Source organism: Candidatus Latescibacterota bacterium, assembly GCA_020633725.1.
In the GTDB taxonomy this organism is placed as follows: domain Bacteria; phylum Krumholzibacteriota; class Krumholzibacteriia; order JACNKJ01; family JACNKJ01; genus VGXI01.
On record JACKDC010000006.1, the window covers coordinates 102,502 to 119,913 of the forward strand.

The window sequence follows — 17,412 nt, forward strand, 5'->3', positions numbered from 1 at the left end:
GGTCAGTACAGCGCCCTGATCGCGCTGAGGCTGCTCTCGGCAACTCCCGTGGTGACCTCGCAGCCCAGCGCGAGCTTGCCCATCAGACCACAGCCGTTGGCCTCCTCGAGACACGGTGAGTCCGATCGCAGCGTGTAGTCCCCCTGCAGCGGGTCGCAGAACAGCGGATCGGCGTCGATGTTGCCGTCGACGCCGAGCTGTTCTGCGATGCAGCCCGTCCAGCCGCCCACGATGTCGCAACAGCTGACCGCGAACGCATAGCCGGCGCCGCAGCGGACGGGCTCCGCCCCACCCCCGGCAATGATGCAGCGTTCGATCACGCCGGTACCGCTGGGGCCGTCGCCGGAGTACCCACGAACCACCCCGCCGGTCCCCGCGCAGTCGACGAAGGTGCAGCCGGTCACGCTCCCGCCCTCCCCGTAGAGCGTGATCACCCCGAGATCGGCCGAACCCGGATCGCTGCTCACGAAGAGGCAATCCTCCACGGAAGCCATGGTGCTCCCGAAGGCGTGGAACTCGAGCGCGGGACCGCCGGTGCAGTCGATGAACTCGCAGTTCCCCACGTCCTGTGACGGCGTAAGCCGAGTGCCCACCAGTCTCACGGCGCCGCCGCCGCAGCGGGTGAAGCGTCCTGTCACCGAACCGGCGCCCACCATGTCGACGGCGCGCCCTGCCATGTCGGTGAAGGAGCAGTCCCACAGCCACGACGTCGCCCCGCTCGGGGAGTCGTTCTCGATGTGGATGCAGTCCGCAGCCCCGGTGGCGGGGCCCACGAAACTGCACGACTGCATCCAGACCAGGCCGTCGCGCATCACGATGCTGGCGCCACGCTGGGAGGCGGAATTGTCCACGAACTCGCAGGACGTGAGGTGAAGGTCGCCCCCGTCCGCGGCGATTGCGCCCCCCTCCTGATCGGCGCTGTTGTCCTCGAACCGGCAGAGGAAGAGCTCGACGCTGCCGCCGGCCGCCAGGATCGCGCCACCTCGCTCGGCCTGCCCCCCCTGGATGGTGAGCCCGATGCCGAAGAGTGAGCCGCCCTGTAGCACAAAGGCGCGGTGCCCGTCGCAGTCGAGGACGGTGGGCATTTCGGCCGAGCCGGTGCCACTGATCAGGTAGTGTGCGCTCAAGACGACGTCCCGATTCCCATCGCCGGAGAAGATCCCGCCTCCGAGCTCGATGGTCCCGCCGTCGGGAAGCGCCGCCACCGCGTCGGCGATGGTGGCGTAGTCGCCGCTGCCATCGGCGGCGACGAAGACCGTCTCCGCGTGCGCGAAGGTCCCCATGGCAGCGATCATGGCCACCAGCAATAGCTTGAATCTCATTGTGTTACCCCCAGAGAATCCGCGCTGTCGCCGCGTGGGGTGGGGGCGACGCCGCAGGAGTACGGCCCGACACTTCAAGATGCACTCCGCGGGCGGGACGGTCAAGGCGGCGCCGACGCAGCACACAATTCGCGAGGGCGAACCGGCCCCCGATGCCTTGTACGCCGCCGCCGCCGTCCCCCATAATCGCCGCATGCTTCACCCCGACGACCGCCATCCCTTTCCCCCCACGCGCCACTCGGCCATCGCCGACCTCGGCGCCGCGGCGCCCGACGCGCGCGATCGCGCCCGCGACCTGCTCGCCGAGGCCTACTGGCGGCCCGTCTACGCGCACCTGCGCCTGCGCTGGCGCCGCGACCCGGATGACGCCGCCGACCTGGCGCAGAGCTTCTTCCTCAGCGCGCTCGAGAAGGACTTCCTCGCCGGCTACGACCCCGCCCGCTCGCGCTTTCGCAGCTTCCTGCGGCTCTGTCTGGACCGGCACGTCCAGCGCGCGGACCAGTCGGCCGGGCGCCTGAAGCGCGGCGGCGGGGCGGAGCACGTGGATCTGGACGCCATCGAGGCCGGCCTGCCCGCCGACGCCGGCGACGACCCCGAGGCCCTCTTCGCCCGCGAGACCCTGCGCGCGCTCATGGCGCACGGGGTCGCGGCCGTCCGGGCGCGAGCGGACGCCGCGGACCGTCCCCTGGACTACCGCCTCTTCGCGCGCGTGGAACTCGCCCCCGGGGGCAGCCCGCGGCCGAGCTACCGCGAACTGGCGGAGGCCGAGGGCGTCACCGAGATCACCGTCACCAATCGCCTGGCCGCCGCGCGGCGCGTCTTCCGCGAGGCGGTGCTCGAGCGCCTGCGCGCCCTTACCGCCAGCGACGCCGAGTTCCGCGAGGAAGCCCGCGAGCTGCTGGGCCTGGAACTGCCGTGAAAGACCATCCGGAACTGAGCGACGCCCAGCTCGCCCGTCTGCGCGAGCTGGTGGACGAACCCACCTTCACGGATAGCCGCTACCAGCTCCTCGGCCGCCTGGGCCGCGGCGGCATGGGCTCCGTCTTCCGCGTGCGCGACAGCGCGCTGGACCGCGAGGTCGCGCTCAAGGTGCTGAGCCTGCCGGGCGACGACGCCCGCCTGCTCGACGAAGCCCGCGTCCTCGCGAGCCTCGAGCACCCGGGCATCGTGCCAGTGCACGACCTGGGACGCCTGGCCGACGGCCGCGTCTACTACACGATGAAGCGTGTCGAGGGCCTCACTTTCGACGCCCACCTTGCTGCGGCCCAGCCCGGCCTCCGTGCGCGGGTCGCCCTGTTGCTCCGCCTCTGCGACGCCCTCGCCTTCGCCCACGACCGCGGCGTGCTGCACCTGGATCTGAAGCCGGCGAACGTCATGCTCGGCGCTTTCGGCGAGGTGCTGCTCATGGACTGGGGGCTGGCCGCTCGCGGGGGCGCGGCGGCTCGTCCCGCCGGAACGGCGGGCTACATGGCCCCCGAGCAGGCGCGTGGCGAGGCGCTCGACGCCCGCACGGACGTCCACGCGCTGGGCGTGCTCATGGCCGGCGTGCTCCCCGACGCGCCGGCGCCGCTGCGCGCGGTGATCGCCAAGGCCCGCGCGGCCGAGCGGGAGGAGCGCTACCCCAGCGTCGCCGCACTGTCCGCCGACCTGGCGGCCTGGAACGACGACGGGCCTGTTTCTGCCTATCGGGAGGGCCTCGCAGAGCGCCTGGCACGCGGGGCCCGCCGGCACCGCTTCGTCCTGCTGCTCCTGCTGGGCTTCGTCCTGGTGCGTCTGGCGATGATTTTCTGGCTTCGCCACTAAAGGAACTCGGAACGACGCGCAAGAGAAGGGCAGCGGCGAGAGCGCCGCACAACCGCAAAGGAGACTGACATGCCCAAGCCGCTGCTGGGCCTTCTGCTCGGCCTCGTCCTTGGCTTCCTGGACGGGCTCACCGCCCTCTTCTACGGCCCCGAGGTCAAGGCCATGATGACGAGCATCCTGGTGGGCTCGAGCATGAAGAGCATGATCGTCGGCGTCGTGATCGGCGTCGTGGCCCGCAAGGCCAGTCTGCGCACCGTGCTCATCGTGGGCACGCTGCTGGGCTTCGCCATGGCCTTCCTCGTGGCGGCCATGCCCGGGGAGAATGGCGAGCACTACTGGCTCGAGATCATCGTGCCCGGGACCCTGGTCGGATTCATCCTCGGCTATGCCACCCACCGCTACGGCCGCACGCCCGCGCGTGCCGCCTGACCGCTCATCGAAAGGACCCTCATGGCCCACAGCAATCCCGTCGTTCACTTCGAGGTGACGGCAAAGGACGGCCCCGCCTCCCGCGAGTTCTACGCCAAGCTCTTCGGCTGGCAGTTCCAGCTCTGGGAGGGGGGCTCCGACTACGGCCTGCTGGCCGCCGGGGCCGAGAAGAACGCCATCGGCGGCGGCATCGGCGCCGCGCCGGCGGGCATGAAACCCTACGTCACTTTCTACGTCATGGTGGAGGACCTGCAGGCGAGCCTCGATCGGGCCGTCCACCTCGGTGGCGCGATCGTACAGCCACCCACGCCGATCCCCGGCATGGGCGCCAGCGCTCTCTTCACCGACCCCGACGGCAATCTCATCGGCCTGTTCACGCCGGCCATGGGCTAGCCCACCCCGGAGGCGACTGTGAGCGGCTTCTTCATCCAGCTCCTGGGCACCCGCGAGGGCTGGCCCGCAGGCATGACCGAAGACGAGACCCGCGCCATGGAGGCGCACTACGTCTACCTGCGCGCGCTCGTGTGGCAGAGGCGCTGCCTCTTCGCGGGGCCGGTCATGGCGACGCCGCCCTTCGGCCTGGTGCTGCTGGACGTGGATGGCGAGGCCGCCGCCCGCGCGATCATGGACGCGGAACCGTCGGTGGTGGCGGGCGTGCACACCTACACGCTCACGCCCATGGTGCCCTCGCTCCTGGCGGGACGGCAGCGCTTCGCCGCCCTGCCGGGGGCGAGGGCCATCGTGCGCGAGGTGGACGTGCCCGTCCCCCGCGCCGAGGCCTGGCGCGCCTGGACGACCCCCGAGGGCCTGGCGAGCTTCTTCTGCCCGCGCGTGAAGATGGAGCTGCGCGTCGGCGGGCCCTTCGAGATCCTCTTCAACGCAGAAGTGCCAGAGGGTGAATCCGGTTCAGAGGGATGCACCGTGCTGGCCCACGAGCCCGAGCGCATGCTGGCGATCAGCTGGAATGCGCCGCCGCAGTTTCCGTCGATCCGCAGGCAGCGCACGCAGGTCGTGCTCACCTTCAGCGACGCGCCCGCCGGCTGCCACGTGCGCCTCAGCAATCACGGCTACGGCGTCGGCGAGGACTGGGACGCGGTCTTCGCCTACTTCGAGCGCGCGTGGGGCTTCGTCATGGACAACTTCGCCAAGACGATGGCCGGCGGCTAGTCCCACGCGGCCGATCGTCGGTCACGCCCGCCCCCGGCCTCCGTACCTCCCGCCACGATCCCCCCATGGAGGGCGCGCCGCCCTCACTACCCTGAAATCCAACCGGGAGGTTAGGATGAAAGCCTGGCTGCACACCCTCGCGATGGTGCTGGTCCTCGTCGCATTCGCCGGCTGCTCGCAGGACAACGCACCCACTGCTCCGGACGGCAGCGACGCGCCGGATGCGCTGGCCTCGCGCAACTTCGGTCACCACGACGGCCACCACGGCAACGGCGGCGAGGCCGTCGTCGCCAATCGCGGCTCCGGCACGATCTCCGTGATCGACGCCCGCACCCTGGACGTCGAGACCTACGACCTGCCCGCCGGCGACAACCCGCCCGAGCCCATGTACGTGGTGCAGGTTGGCCAGCGCGTCTTCGTGGGCGACCGCGCCAACAGCCGCGTCGTGGCCTTCAGCAAGGGCGACTACGACGTCATCGGCACCGTGCCCGCGGGCCAGGGCGTCTTCCACATGTGGGCCGACGGCCTCGGCCGCCAGCTCTGGGTGAGCAACGACGTCGACAACACGATGACCGTGATCGACCCGCACAGCCTCACCGTGCTCGCCACCGTGCCCCTGCCCGCGGATCTCGTGGCCATGGGCGGCAAGCCGCACGACGTCGTCCTGCCCTTCTGGGGGCTCAGCGCCTACGTGACGATGCTGGGCTTCGCCGAGGGCGGCTACGTGGTCAAGTTCGACACGCACACCTTCGAGGAGACCGCGCGCGCGGCGGTCGGCGGCGACCCGCACCTGTCCGTGGCGCGGCAGCGCCCCTGGCTCTACGTGCCCTGCCAGGACACGAACGAGGTCCGCGTGCTGAACCGCTTCACGCTCGAGCAGGAGACCGCGCTGGACATCCCCGGCGCCCACGGCGCGGGCATGCGCAACGACGGCCAGTACTTCTACACCACCAACATCTCGGGCGGCGGCGACGACGCCATCTGGACGATCCGCACCCGCACGAACACCCTCGTGGGCTCGCCGGTGGACTCGCCCTACGGCGTGCCGCACAACCTCGCGCTGAGCACGAACGGGAAACAGTTCTTCCTCACCCACTCGGGCGGAGCGTCCGACAAGGTGACGGTCTACCGCACTCACGGCTCGAACCCCGTGCCCGACTACGTGGGCGAGGTCACCGTGGGGCTGAACCCCTTCGGCCTGGCCTTCGTGAAGTAAGCGACCCGACAGGGTGAACCCGGGGCCGGCCTCCGCAGTGAGGCCGGCCTCGTCATTCAGTCGCCGAAGCAGACGCCGGTCTCGCGGCCCAGGTCCAGCAGGTCGTGGTCGGGCGGCACCAGGCGCTGGCGATTGGCGATCTTGGCGATGGGCACCGAGGTGATGGTCGTCCCCTCCAGCCGCACCATCTCGCCGGACTTGCCGTCGGCCAGCAGGTGCACGGCCGCCGCGCCGAGGCGCGAGGCGAGGATGCGGTCGAAGGCCGTGGGCGTGCCGCCGCGCAGGAGGTGGCCGAGCACGGTGACCCGGGTCTCGAGCTTGAGCCGCGCCTCGATCTGGCTCGCCACCACGTGGCCGATGCCGCCCAGGCGCACGGGGTCGGGACTGTCCTCGATCCGCCGCTTCACCACCTTCTCGCCGCCGGCCTCGTGGGCGCCCTCGGCCACCACCACGATGCTGAAGCGCCGCCCGGTGCGATTGCGCTCGAGGATCTTCTGACAGATCGATTCCAGCTGGTAGGGGATCTCCGGGATCAGGATGATGTCCCCGCCGCTGGCCAGCCCCGCGTGCAGCGCGAGCCAGCCGGCGTTGCGGCCCATGACCTCCACCACCATCACGCGGTGGTGGCTCTGGGCCGTCGTGTGGATGCGGTCGATGGCCTCCACCGCGATGGACACGGCCGTGTCGAAGCCGAAGGTCTGGTCCGTGGCCTCGATGTCGTTGTCGATGGTCTTGGGGATGCCCACCACCGGCACGCCGAGCTGGCGGAGGCCGTCGGCGATGGACAGCGTGCCGTCGCCGCCGATGCAGGCCAGGGCGTCGAGGCCCAGGCTCTTCACCACGTCCACGGCCTCCTGGCCCCGGTCCACCGTGTGGCGGTTCTCGCCCTCGCCCACGTACCAGGCGAAGGGGTTGGCCGTGTTGCTGGTGCCGAGGATCGTGCCGCCCTGCATGAGGAGGCCGGAGACGTCGTCGCCGTCCAGCTTGCGGTACTGCTTCGTCACCAGGCCTTCGTAGCCGTCCTGGAAGCCGATGACGTCCCAGCCGTAGTGCCGCGTCGCCGTGCGCACGACCGCGCGGATGACCGCATTGAGGCCGGGGGCGTCGCCGCCGCCGGTGAGGAGGCCGATCGCGTGGATCGAGGGGGACATGGACACGACCTTTCGACGGAGCAGCGTAGACCTAGCAGATATCGGCAGAACCCTCAACGAGCTTGATGGGGCGATCTTGGCGAACGGCGCTCACCGGCGTACCTTGAGGACGAGGAGGACCCCCCGCATGACCCCCGGACCCCGCTACCGGGTGCTGGCCGTGGACCTGGACGGCACCCTGATCAGCAACGTGCACGACCCCGAGCACCCGGTGAGCGCGGCCAACCTGGAGGCCCTGCGCGAACTGCGGGCCGCCGGCACGCGCATCGTGATCTCCACGGGGCGCAGCGAGGGCGCGGCGCGGAGCGTCCTCGGCCGCTGCGGCGATCCTCAGCTGGCGGCCAGCGACCTCATCCTCCACAACGGCGCGCTCATGGTGGACGGCGCCACGGGCGCCACGCTTCGCGAGCTGCGCCTGGACCGCGGCGACGCGGCCCGCACCCTCGACAGCTACCGCGCCCACGGCCTCACGCCCTTCCTCTTCACCTCCCGGGCGCGGGGCGGCGCCTGCGTGGTGGAGGGCGAACCCCGCGCCGAGAACGTCGCCCTCGTCCGGTACCTGGCCGCCCGCGAGCGCGACCACGACGGCGAGCTGCTCCACGTGGACAGCCTGACCCCCTGGCTCGAGGACGCCCCCCTCGCCCTGGCCAGCATCGATCACCCCGCCCGCATCGCCCCGGCTCGCGAGGCCATGGAGGCGCTGGACCTGGCCGGCAGCCGTGTGGCCGTGCTGGGGCTCGTCGGCCGCGGCTCCACCGGGCCGGCCCAGTTCCTCGAGGTCTTCCAGCGCGAGGTGTCCAAGGAGCGGGCCTTCGCCGTCTGGTGCGCGCTGCGCGACGTGCCCCTGGCCGAGACCGCCGCCATCGGCGACGGGCGCAACGACCTGGAGCTGATCCAGGAGGTGGGGCTCGGCATCGCCATGGGCAACGGCGCCGCCGACCTGCGCGCGGCGGCCGACCACGTGGCCCCGCCCCACGACCAGGACGGCCTCGCCGAGGCCATCCACCGCTATCTGCTGGCCTGATCCCTGCTTGATTTACTCAACACACTGAGTTAATTTACTTACCATGCTGAGTAAAATCGCAATCCCTTGGAAGTAGGCATGTTCGTCCGCCATCAAGGCCAGTCGCTGCTCCGGCGCCTACAGGAAAACAGGCGCTTTCTGCAGGTGATGCTGGGACCGCGTCAGGTGGGCAAGACCACCCTGGCCCGGCAGCTCGCCGAGCAGCTCGACCTGCCATCCCGCTACGTGTCGGCCGACGAACCCAGCCTGAAGGACTCGACCTGGCTCGAACAGCAGTGGGAAGCCGGTCGCGCGCTCTGCCGTCGCCCAGGCGAACCGCAGCGCCCGGCCCTGCTGATCCTCGACGAGGCGCAGAAACTTGCCCACTGGTCGGAAACGGTGAAGCGCCTCTGGGACGAAGACAGCGCCACCGGCCTGCCGCTCCAGGTGCTCGTCCTCGGCTCGAGCGCGCTGCTGGTGCAGCGGGGTTTGAGCGAGAGCATGGCCGGGCGCTTCGAGGTCGTCCCCCTGAGCCACTGGTCCTACGCCGAAATGCGCGACGCCTTTGGTTTCGATCTACCCCAGTACCTTCGCTTCGGCGGCTACCCGGGCGCGGCATCACTGGTCCAGGACCCGGAGCGCTGGACGCGCTACATCAGGGATGCGCTCATCGAGCCGGCCATCGGCCGAGATGTTCTCATGATGGCCCGCGTGGACAAGCCGGCGTTGCTTCGCCGCGTTTTCGAGCTCAGCTGCGCCCACTCGGGCCAGGTCATCGCGTATCAGAAGATGCTGGGACAGCTCCAGGACGCCGGCAACGCGACCACGATTGCGCACTATCTCGACCTCCTCGGGGCGGCCGGATTGGTGACTGGCCTGCAGAAACACGCCGGAAACCTGCCACGGCGCCGCGGATCGAGTCCCAAACTGCTTGCGCTCAACACCGCCCTCATGACCGCGATGGGGGGACTGGAGCACTTCACAGGTCCCGGAGCGGGCGATGCATGGGGTAGGCTCGTGGAAACCGCAGTCGGTGCGTGGCTGGTCAACGAGGGCGGGAGTCGCGACATCGTCACGCGCTACTGGGCGGGGAGCAATCGAGAGGTGGACTTCGTCATCGCCCGCGGTGATGCAGCGGTGGCCATCGAGGTGAAGAGCGGCCGCCGCAGGGACCGCCTTCCGGGCATGGCCGCCCTGAGCGGGACGCACGCCATCCGTCGCAAGCTTCTCGTGGGCGCGGACGGCATACCCCTGGACGTGTTCCTGCGAACACCTCCGGACGCCTGGTTCGACAGCGACGCGGCCTTGCCTTGAACCGCCGCTGCCGCTAGCTTCAGTCCATGATCCGCGCCGCTTTCATCACACTCCTCACCCTGGGCCTCGTGGCCGCCGCCTCCGGCTGCAGCGAGTGCCTGCGCTGCGACAAGGAGCAGGACCGCGTCCTCACGCAGATGGGACCGCCCGAGGAGACCGAGTCGCGGCAGACCGGCCATCTCGTCACCGAGACCTGGTACTACTGGGAGCAGAACCGCTCGGTGGTCTTCCTCTGGGACGACCGCGACTGCTCCTGCAGCACGAGCACCTACGTCTTCGAGGACGGCAAGCGCGGCGACGAGCCCGCGCTCAGCTTCCACACCTCCGGCAGCAGCTTCTTCAAGCCATGACCGAGGGCGCGCGCCTGGGGCTCGCCGCGCTGCTGGCCGTGCTGCTGGCGGTGGCGCACTCGAGCTTGGGCGAGCGCTTCATCCTGATCCGTCTCCTTCGCCGTCAGGATCTGCCCCGGCTCTTCGGCAGCGATCGTTTCACCCGCCGCACGCTGCGCTTCGCCTGGCACCTGAGCTCGGTGGCCTGGCTGGGCCTGGCCGCCGCGCTCGTCCTGCAGGCCGGCGAGGACCTGGAGAGCGCGCGCGAACGCCTGCTGCTCGCGCTCTCGCTCACCTTCCTCGTGAGCGGCGCGATCACGGCGCTGGTCAGCCGGGGACGTCACCTGGCGTGGCCGGTGTTCGTGGCGGTGGCGCTGCTCGCGTGGCCACGCGGGCTGGACGTCCCCGACGCGAACCTGTGGCGCGAGCGCGTGCTGTCCTGGCAGACCCTGCCCGTCGACTCGCTGAACCTGCGGATCGAGTCGGCGCGCGCCGCGCGCGAGGGCTGGGCCACGCAGCCGGAGAGCATCGTGCGCACCTTGCTGGGGGAGCGGCTCTGGGAGGCGCCGCAGTCGCGTTTCGACGTGGAGCGCACGCCGCCCGAATCGCCCAACCGCGCGCGGGTCACGGTGCTGCTCGAGCAGCTGCCCGACGACAGCGTGGCCGGCCTCTGCCGCGACTACACGCTGGAGCTGGATGCCACGGGCGGCTGGGTCATCGCGGAGCTGCGCGAGGCCTGGCGCTGCCGCCGCGGCGCGGATCCGACGCACTATCGCGCCGAGCGCTGCCGCTAGGGCTCCAGCAGGATCTTGCCGAAGAGCGCGCGATCGGCGATGCGGCGATGCGCCTCGGCCACCTGGTCCAGCGGCAGCACCGAGTCGATCACCGCCCGCAGCCTTCCCTCGGCGACCAAGCGGTAGATGAGCGGCAGCGAGCCGCGGCTGCCCATCGTGCTGCCGACGATCGCGAGGTTCTTGAAGAAGATCGGCCGCAGATCGGCCGTGAACTCGGGCCCGCTGCTCGCGCCACAGCAGAGGATCCTGCCGCCGCCGGCCAGCGCGCGCAGGCTGCCGGCGAAGGTCGTCGCGCCGACGTGGTCCACCACCAGATCGCAGCCGCGCTTGCCTGTCAGCGCGCGGACTTCGCGGGGCCAGTCGTCCTGGGTGTAGTCGATCACCTCGCTGGCGCCGAGCTCGCGCGCCCGCTCGCGCTTGGCCTCGCTGCCCGCGCTGGCGATCACGCGCGCGCCGAAGTGCCGCGCGATCTGGATGGCCGCGCTGCTCACGCCGCTGCCCGCGGCGTGCACGAGCACCGTGTCGCCGGTCTTCACGCCGCCCTTCACGACGAGCATCTCCCAGGCCGTCAGGAAGACGAGCGAGACGGCCGCCGCCTCGCGGAAGCCGAGACCCTCGGGCAGCGGGAGCGCGTTGGCCGCCGGCACCGCGATGAACTCGCAGTCCGTGCCGTCGCCGCTCTCGCCGAGGATGCCGTAGTGCCGGCAGTAGTGATCGCGTCCCGACAGGCAGTCCGCGCAGCGCCCGCAGGACGTTCCCGGCGCCACCGCCACGCGGTCGCCCACGGCGAGCCCGGTGACGCCCGCGCCCAGCGCGGCCACGACGCCCGCGGCGTCGGCGCCCGGCGTGATCGGCAGCGGGAAGTGATGGCCCGGCACGCCGCGTCGCACCCAGGTGTCCAGGTGGTTCACGCCGATGGCCTTGATCTCGATGAGCACCTGGCCGGGGCCAGGCGCGGGGTCGGGCAGGGTCTCCAGGCGCAGGACGTCCAGGTCCCCGTGTTCGTGGATCCGCACGGCTTTCATGGCGAACTCACTCGCAGTGGAAGCTCCAGCTCCCGAGGAGGTGGTCGTTCTCGTCCCGCACCTCGAGCAGCCAGGAGCCCGCGAGGCCGGCGAAGAGGGTCTTGTAGGACCAGCTTATCCACCGTTCGCCCTTCATGCTAAGCGGAATCTCCTGCACCTCGCGCCCCTGGTAGATCCACACGTGCCGCAGCACCTGCCCCGGGCGCGCGCCGTCCACCTCCATCCAGAAGTAGACGCGATCCCCCTCGTGGAAGACGCTCCCGCGGCCCCGCAGCACGCGGTCCTCCACGTCGGCGCCGAAGCCGGCGTCCAGCACGCGCAGCGTGCTCGACGCGGGAGCGGCCGGCGGGGCGCTTTCGCGCACGGGGGGCGTCGTCTCGGTGACGCGCTCCTCGCGCTGCGCCGGCGGCGTCGAGGCAGGGGTCTCGACCGGAGTCGCCACTGGCTTCTCGACGGGCGCCGGCTTCGTCTCCACCCGGGCCGACGGAGTCTCGGCCGGCGGCGCCGCCTCGGCGGCGGGGAAACTGAGGAGCAGCGTCAGGCTGCTGCGCACGCCCTGTCCCCCGCGCTCGGCCGGGCGGAAGCGGCTCAGCCGCGCCGTCTTCAACGCCTCGACGATGAACAGCTCGGGCAGCGCGCTCTCCACGAGTTCGGTGTCGTAGACGCGCCCGGTCTCATCCACGTAGACGCGCACCAGCGCATCGCCTCCCAGCCGGTGCTCGGCGAGCGCCGGCGGGTAGTTCAGCCGCGGGATGAAGGTGCAGACCGGCACGCCCTCGCCGAGGTCGTTCATCAGGCCGGCGCCGACCTCGGGAGGGGCGTCGGACTGGGCCATGGCGAAGGGCGCGCCGAGCGCCAGCAGCGCGCTCAGCAGCGCGATGGGTCGCAGAGAGGCCACCGCTACTCCGTGGCCGTGAAGTCGTAGCTGCCCAGAACCCGACCACCGGCGCTGCGAACTTCCACCGTCCACTGGCCGCCCATGCCCGGGTAGAGGGTCTTGTAGGACCAGGTGCGCCAGTGCTGGTCGCTCACCGGCAGCTCGACGCGCTGGATCTCCACGCCGTCGTGGAGCCAGACGTGGAGCACCGTGTCGCCGGGCGCCCCGTCCAGCAGCCGCGTCCAGCAGTAGACGCGCGTGCCCACGGGGAAGCTGTAGCTGGCGCCGTCCAGCATGCGGTCTGTCACGCCCGTGCCGAAGGCGGCCTCGGCCACGTGCAGGCCCTGGTTCGTGAGGGTGGCGGTGCCGTCCTGCGTCTGGGCGAGGACGGGCCCCGCGACGAGCAGGCACAGCACGGCGATGGCGAAACGACGTCTCATGGTAGTCCTCCTGCGCTGGCGGCGGCTCGAGGGCGGTCGCCGTCCATGCCTAGGGAATCATAGATGCGTTCCATGGCCTCCGCCATGCGGCCGGTGCTGAACTGCTTCACCGCGCACTGGTAGGCGTTCAGGGCCATGGCGCGGCCATGTTCCGGGTTGCGCACGGCCTCGAGCAGCGCCTCGGCGAGGGCCGCGAGGTCGTCGCGTGGAACACGCCGCCCCGTGACTCCCGGTTGCAAGAGCTCGGCCAGACCGCCCGCATCGCTGGCCAGAACCGGCACGCCGGCCGCGAAGGCCTCCAGCACGGCGCTGCCCAGGCCCTCCTCGCGGCTGGGCATGCAGAAGAGGTCCAGGCCGGCGAGGAGCCGCGGGACGTCCCCGCGCTGACCCAGCAGCCGGAAGTGCTCGCCCATGCCCAGGTGGGCGCTTTCGCTTGCGAGGCGGTCCCGCTCGGGGCCCTCGCCGGCGATCACCACGTGCAGCCGCGGCTCCTGGATGCTGGCCCGGCTGGCCGCGCGGAGCAGCAGGTCGTGGCCCTTGCTGGGGTCGAGGGCGCCGGCCGCGCCCACCACGAACGCATCCGGCGGGAAGCCGAACTCCTGGCGCACCTGCTCCCGCAGCGCGGGATCCGCCGACGGCAGCGCCGGGATCTGGTCACCGAGCTGCGCCTGGGCGGCCGCGGCGTAGACGGCCGGATCCACGGCGTCGGGCACGAGCTGGATGCGGCTCAGGCTCACGCCCCGCGCGGCGAGCCCCTCCGCCACCGCGCGGCTGATGGCCACGTAGCGGGACACGCGCTCGTCGCGATACTTGATGCGGTGCGACAGCCCCGTCCGCCCGCGGAAGGCGTTGCGCCGGGTCACCACGAGGCGCCGTCGTGGCGCGGCGAGGGGCCAGCTCAGCGCCAGCCGCGCCTGGCTGTGGGCCCGGGCGCTGTGGGCGTGCCACAGGTCCAGGCCGGCCTCGTCGGCGGCGCGGCCGAGGCGCCAGGCCGCCACGAGGTCGAGGTCGTTGCGGGGGGCGAAGGGCAGCAGGGCGAAGCCCTCGGCCGCGGCGCGCTGCGCCAGGGTGGAGTCCGGCGGCGCGGCCAGGGTGTTCCGCCAGCCCCGGTCCCTGAGCGCGCGCATCAGGAGCAGCACCTGACGCTGCCCGCCCCGCAGGGTGAGGCCCGTATCCAGGTGAAGCACGGCGCGGCTCACGCGATTCCTCGCGCGGCCAGCCGGCGGAGGGTGAAGGTGAGTCGGGGCATCCTGCCGCCTTTCCAGCATCTCTCACAGGCTAGCACGCCCCCTGCCGCTCAACAAGCGGCCGACGGGGGGCGGACGGCCACGCCGAGACGCGCCGGGGCCGTGGAAGGCCCTGTGAGACACGCTGTAACATTCGACAAGTTGCGTGTTCACAGGGCTCAAGAAACGGTCCGGGAGGGCCGAATACCGGGCTGGAGGGCCACTGGCGCCGCGGAGCATCCGCGGGGCGTCAGCCCCCCCGAACGCCCCTGCGGGCCCCAGCGAGGAGACGCATGCTTCGCCCACGTCCCGTCGGCCGTCGAGCGCTTCGGCTGGCCGCGCTTCTCGTCCTCGCACTGCAGCCCCTGCTGGCCGCGGCTGTCCCGGCGCAGAGCGCCCCCGGTACCGAACTCGCCGCGGCGAAGCTGGAAATCGCCGCCCTGCTCGACAGCCTGGAGACCACGCTCGCCGCGGCTCCGGCCGCGCCGGCGCTCGGGCCCTTCGGGGAGCACGTCGTCGCCGCCTGGCTGCTGGGCGAGGACGGTCCCGTGGACCTCGAACTGGCCCGCCGCCGCTGCCGTCCGCGCTACTCCGAGCTCGCGGAGGCCTACGCGGCCCTCGCGCAGTGCCTCGAGCGGGACGCGGCCGACCGCGCCGCGATCATCTACGAGCGGCAGTTGCTGCCGCGCGCGCTGGAGATCTCCATCTGCCTGGTGGCGGCCGAGGCGTCGCTGGGCCGGATGGCCGCTCCCGTCAGCAGCCCCGGAGGAATCGGCCCGTGAAGATCCTCTGCGTGGACGACGACCGCAGCACGCTCACCCTCACGACGCGTTCGCTACAGCGCGCCTTCCCCGAGGACGAGCTGCTCGCGGCGGGTTCGGGCGAAGAGGCCGTCGACCTGATCCGCAGCAAGCCCGTGGACCTGCTCATCACCGACCTGATGATGCCCGGCCTCTCGGGGCTCGACGTGCTCGAGGCCGCCAAGCGCGAGCGCCTGCAGACCGAGGTCATCATGGTGACGGCCTACTCGTCGGTGGAATCGGCCGTGGCCGCCATGCAGAAGGGCGCGCGGGACTACCTGGCCAAGCCCATCCACGTGGACCTGCTGGTGGAGAAGGTGGCGAACATCAAGGAGCTCATGCAGTCGCGGCGGGAGATCGAGGACTACCGCTACGCCATGGCGGTGCTGGAGGAGGACGTCACCCGCACCGCCGTGGGCGTGGAGCGCCGTCTCGCCGAGCTGCAGCGACGGATCGAATCGGCGCAGGCGGAGATCCGCGCGGAGGGTTCGCCCGACCAACGTCTGGCGCGCATCGACGCGCTGCTGGGCGCGCCGCTGCCCGGCGCCTCCGGCCTCGACCTCGACCTGACGGAGAGCTGGCAATGAGCCCGACCCGCAGCGACGGCTACCGGCTCCTGCGCGACTACCTGCGCGGCGACTGCGGGCTCTCGCTCAGCATGGCCAAGCTGCACGTGGCCGAGGCCCGACTGCGCGACCTCGTTCGCGCGGAGGACCTCGACGATCTCGGCGCGCTGGTGCTGCGCGCGCGCGCCGAGTCGAGCCAGCGGCTGAAGCGGCGCATCATCGCGTCCATGTGCACCGGCGAGACGAGCTGGTTCCGCGACGAGGGCCCGTTCCGTCTCTTCACGGAGACCCTGCTGCCGCGCTGGGAGGACGAACTCCGCGCCGGCACCCGCACGGCCATACGCCTCTGGTCGGCGGCCTGCGCCACCGGACAGGAGGCCTACTCCCTGGCCATGGCCGTGCTGGAGCGTGCGGGGAGCTCGGACGTCCTGCGCCCCCATCACCTGGAGCTGCTGGCCACGGACATCGACGAGGACGCGGTGAGCCAGGCGCGCCAGGGCCTCTACCCCGACTTCGCGATGGAGGCGCTGGACCCCGCGCTGCGCGAGCGCTGGTTCACGCGGGACGAGCGCCGCTGGCGCATCGACGCGGCCGTCCGCGCGCGGGTGCGTGTGGAGAGCTTCAACCTGCAGGACCCGGTCGACGGCCTCGGCCCCTTCGATCTGGTGCTCGTCCGCAACGCCGCTGCCTTCTTCACGGACGCCTTCCGCCGCGACCTCTTCGCCCGCCTCCGCGGCGTGCTGGCCCCGGGGGGACGTCTGCTGCTGGGGGCCACCGAAACGCTCGGCATGGCGGCCGCGGGCTGGGCGCCCGTGGACGACGGCCGCGCGATCAGCTATCGACTGGCCGACGACGACCCCCGGGCGGTCGCGCCGGGGATGCGAGAACGCTCGCTGGAAGCACGGGAGCTCTGATGGCCAAGATCCTCATTGCGGAAGACGACGGGACCAGCGCCCTCCTGTTGGAGCGCACGCTGGTGAAGGCGGGACACGAGGTCAAGCGCGCCGCCGACGGCGTGGAGGCCCTGGAGCTGGCCCTCGCCTCGCGCTACGACGCGCTGCTCACCGACTGGATGATGCCGCGCATGGACGGCCTGCGGCTCATCACCGAGCTCCGCGGCAAGCTCAAGCACATGCCGCTGGTCATGGTGATCACGGCGCTGACGTCCACCGAGGCGCGACATCAGGCGCTGGAGACCGGCGCCGACGACTACCTGGCCAAGCCCTATCGGCCGGTTGACGTCATCACTCGGCTCGACACGCTCTTCGCCCGTCAGGGCCAGGACCGCAGCGCCCCGGAGGCGCCGCCGCTGGTGCGGACGCCCGCGCGGCGGGGCGTCACGCCGGACCATCTGGCCGTGGCCGTGGCGGCGAGCACCGGAGGACCCACCGCGCTGCGCGAGTTCTTCCGCCGACTGCCGCCGCAGCCGCGCGCGGCATTCCTCGTGGTGCTGCACGGGCCCGAGTGGATGATCCAGAGCTTCGTCCGCAGCCTGCAGGCGGAGACCAGCATGCCCGTGATGCTGGGCGCCGAGGGCATGCTGATCGAGCCGGGCACGCTCTACCTGGCGCCGGGGGACCGTCACATGTACGTGGATCCCGAGGCGCACAACCTACGCCTCAGCGACGCGCCGCCCATCAACTTCGTCAAGCCGGCCGCCGATCCGCTCTTCCAGAGCGTGGCGCTGGTCTATCGCGACTGCAGCGTCGGCGTGGTGCTCACGGGACTCGGCCGCGACGGAACGCGCGGCGTCCAGCAGATCCATCGCTACGGGGGACGCGTGTTCGCGCAGGATCCACGCACGGCCGTGGCGCCCGCCATGCCGTCCGCGGCGATCCAGAGCGGCAGCGTGGACCAGGTGGTGGAGCTGCCGCGGCTGGGGGAGACGCTGGGGAAGGAGATCTTCGGGCTCCTGCCCCGGCTCCCGGCGCCGCAGCGGCTGACCTAGAT

Annotated in this window: 19 protein-coding genes and 1 pseudogene; 14 read left to right on the plus strand and 6 right to left on the minus strand. The window is 71.6% G+C overall.

Annotated features, from left to right (window positions below; all coding sequences use genetic code 11):
• Positions 1-2 precede the first annotated feature (2 nt).
• A complete protein-coding gene (locus H6693_12865) occupies positions 3-1,322 on the minus strand; it encodes a hypothetical protein (protein MCB9517074.1) in 1,320 nt (439 codons plus the stop codon).
• 193 nt (positions 1,323-1,515) lie between these two features.
• Between H6693_12865 and H6693_12870 the strand changes: the two genes are divergently transcribed.
• The 6 genes from H6693_12870 to H6693_12895 all read left to right on the plus strand — a co-directional run bounded on the left by H6693_12870 (position 1,516) and on the right by H6693_12895 (position 5,937).
• On the plus strand, positions 1,516-2,241 hold the full coding sequence (locus tag H6693_12870) for a hypothetical protein (protein MCB9517075.1): 726 nt from the start codon (positions 1,516-1,518) through the stop codon (positions 2,239-2,241).
• Positions 2,238-3,125, plus strand: coding sequence for a serine/threonine protein kinase (locus tag H6693_12875; protein ID MCB9517076.1), 888 nt, complete (start codon positions 2,238-2,240; stop codon positions 3,123-3,125). The genes H6693_12870 and H6693_12875 overlap by 4 nt, the downstream gene beginning before the upstream one ends.
• 69 nt (positions 3,126-3,194) lie before the next feature.
• Positions 3,195-3,554 (plus strand): hypothetical protein, encoded by a 360-nt coding sequence (locus tag H6693_12880; protein ID MCB9517077.1) that lies wholly within the window; start codon positions 3,195-3,197, stop codon positions 3,552-3,554.
• Between the two features lie 21 nt (positions 3,555-3,575).
• Positions 3,576-3,947: a VOC family protein gene (locus H6693_12885; GenBank protein MCB9517078.1), complete on the plus strand. Its 372-nt coding sequence runs from the start codon at positions 3,576-3,578 to the stop codon at positions 3,945-3,947.
• 18 nt (positions 3,948-3,965) lie between these two features.
• Positions 3,966-4,721, plus strand: a complete 756-nt coding sequence (locus H6693_12890; protein MCB9517079.1) for an SRPBCC domain-containing protein — start codon at positions 3,966-3,968, stop codon at positions 4,719-4,721.
• Positions 4,722-4,836: 115 nt separating this feature from the next.
• On the plus strand, positions 4,837-5,937 hold the full coding sequence (locus H6693_12895; protein MCB9517080.1) for a YncE family protein: 1,101 nt from the start codon (positions 4,837-4,839) through the stop codon (positions 5,935-5,937).
• A gap of 56 nt (positions 5,938-5,993) precedes the next feature.
• Here H6693_12895 and H6693_12900 read toward each other — a convergent pair whose 3' ends face one another.
• Positions 5,994-7,088, minus strand: coding sequence for a 6-phosphofructokinase (locus tag H6693_12900; GenBank protein MCB9517081.1), 1,095 nt, complete (start codon positions 7,086-7,088; stop codon positions 5,994-5,996).
• A 127-nt stretch (positions 7,089-7,215) separates the two neighbouring features.
• Between H6693_12900 and H6693_12905 the strand changes: the two genes are divergently transcribed.
• The 4 genes and pseudogenes from H6693_12905 (at position 7,216) to H6693_12920 (ending at position 10,111) form a co-directional block, all read left to right on the plus strand.
• The gene (locus H6693_12905; GenBank protein MCB9517082.1) at positions 7,216-8,112 is read left to right on the plus strand and encodes an HAD family phosphatase; all 897 of its coding nucleotides are present in this window, start codon (positions 7,216-7,218) and stop codon (positions 8,110-8,112) included.
• A gap of 78 nt (positions 8,113-8,190) precedes the next feature.
• A complete protein-coding gene (locus H6693_12910) occupies positions 8,191-9,405 on the plus strand; it encodes an ATP-binding protein (GenBank protein ID MCB9517083.1) in 1,215 nt (404 codons plus the stop codon).
• A 26-nt stretch (positions 9,406-9,431) separates the two neighbouring features.
• Positions 9,432-9,755 (plus strand): hypothetical protein, encoded by a 324-nt coding sequence (locus H6693_12915; protein ID MCB9517084.1) that lies wholly within the window; start codon positions 9,432-9,434, stop codon positions 9,753-9,755.
• Positions 9,752-10,111: pseudogene (locus tag H6693_12920) on the plus strand (hypothetical protein). Before H6693_12915 ends, H6693_12920 begins: the two are co-directional and overlap by 4 nt.
• Positions 10,112-10,524: 413 nt before the next feature.
• Here H6693_12920 and H6693_12925 read toward each other — a convergent pair.
• Genes H6693_12925 through H6693_12940 form a run of 4 tightly spaced genes read right to left on the minus strand, consistent with a single transcriptional unit; the run spans position 10,525 to position 14,069 of the window.
• Positions 10,525-11,553: a zinc-binding dehydrogenase gene (locus H6693_12925; protein MCB9517085.1), complete on the minus strand. Its 1,029-nt coding sequence runs from the start codon at positions 11,551-11,553 to the stop codon at positions 10,525-10,527.
• 7 nt (positions 11,554-11,560) lie between these two features.
• On the minus strand, positions 11,561-12,451 hold the full coding sequence (locus tag H6693_12930) for a TonB family protein (GenBank protein MCB9517086.1): 891 nt from the start codon (positions 12,449-12,451) through the stop codon (positions 11,561-11,563).
• A gap of 2 nt (positions 12,452-12,453) precedes the next feature.
• Positions 12,454-12,870 carry a DUF2914 domain-containing protein gene (locus H6693_12935; protein MCB9517087.1) on the minus strand — a complete coding sequence of 139 codons (417 nt, stop codon included), beginning with the start codon at positions 12,868-12,870 and terminating at the stop codon, positions 12,454-12,456.
• On the minus strand, positions 12,867-14,069 hold the full coding sequence (locus H6693_12940; GenBank protein ID MCB9517088.1) for a glycosyltransferase: 1,203 nt from the start codon (positions 14,067-14,069) through the stop codon (positions 12,867-12,869). The genes H6693_12935 and H6693_12940 overlap by 4 nt, the downstream gene beginning before the upstream one ends.
• Positions 14,070-14,389: 320 nt before the next feature.
• On the opposite strand from H6693_12940, the gene H6693_12945 reads away from it, so the two are divergent.
• The 4 genes from H6693_12945 to H6693_12960 are packed head-to-tail and all read left to right on the plus strand — an operon-like array spanning position 14,390 to position 17,410.
• Complete coding sequence (locus H6693_12945) at positions 14,390-14,878, plus strand: hypothetical protein (protein ID MCB9517089.1); 489 nt, start codon at positions 14,390-14,392, stop codon at positions 14,876-14,878.
• Positions 14,875-15,483, plus strand: coding sequence for a response regulator (locus tag H6693_12950; protein ID MCB9517090.1), 609 nt, complete (start codon positions 14,875-14,877; stop codon positions 15,481-15,483). Before H6693_12945 ends, H6693_12950 begins: the two co-directional genes overlap by 4 nt.
• Positions 15,480-16,376, plus strand: a complete 897-nt coding sequence (locus tag H6693_12955; GenBank protein MCB9517091.1) for a protein-glutamate O-methyltransferase CheR — start codon at positions 15,480-15,482, stop codon at positions 16,374-16,376. Before H6693_12950 ends, H6693_12955 begins: the two co-directional genes overlap by 4 nt.
• A complete protein-coding gene (locus H6693_12960; protein ID MCB9517092.1) occupies positions 16,376-17,410 on the plus strand; it encodes a chemotaxis protein CheB in 1,035 nt (344 codons plus the stop codon). Before H6693_12955 ends, H6693_12960 begins: the two co-directional genes overlap by 1 nt.
• The last annotated feature ends 2 nt before the right edge of the window (positions 17,411-17,412 follow it).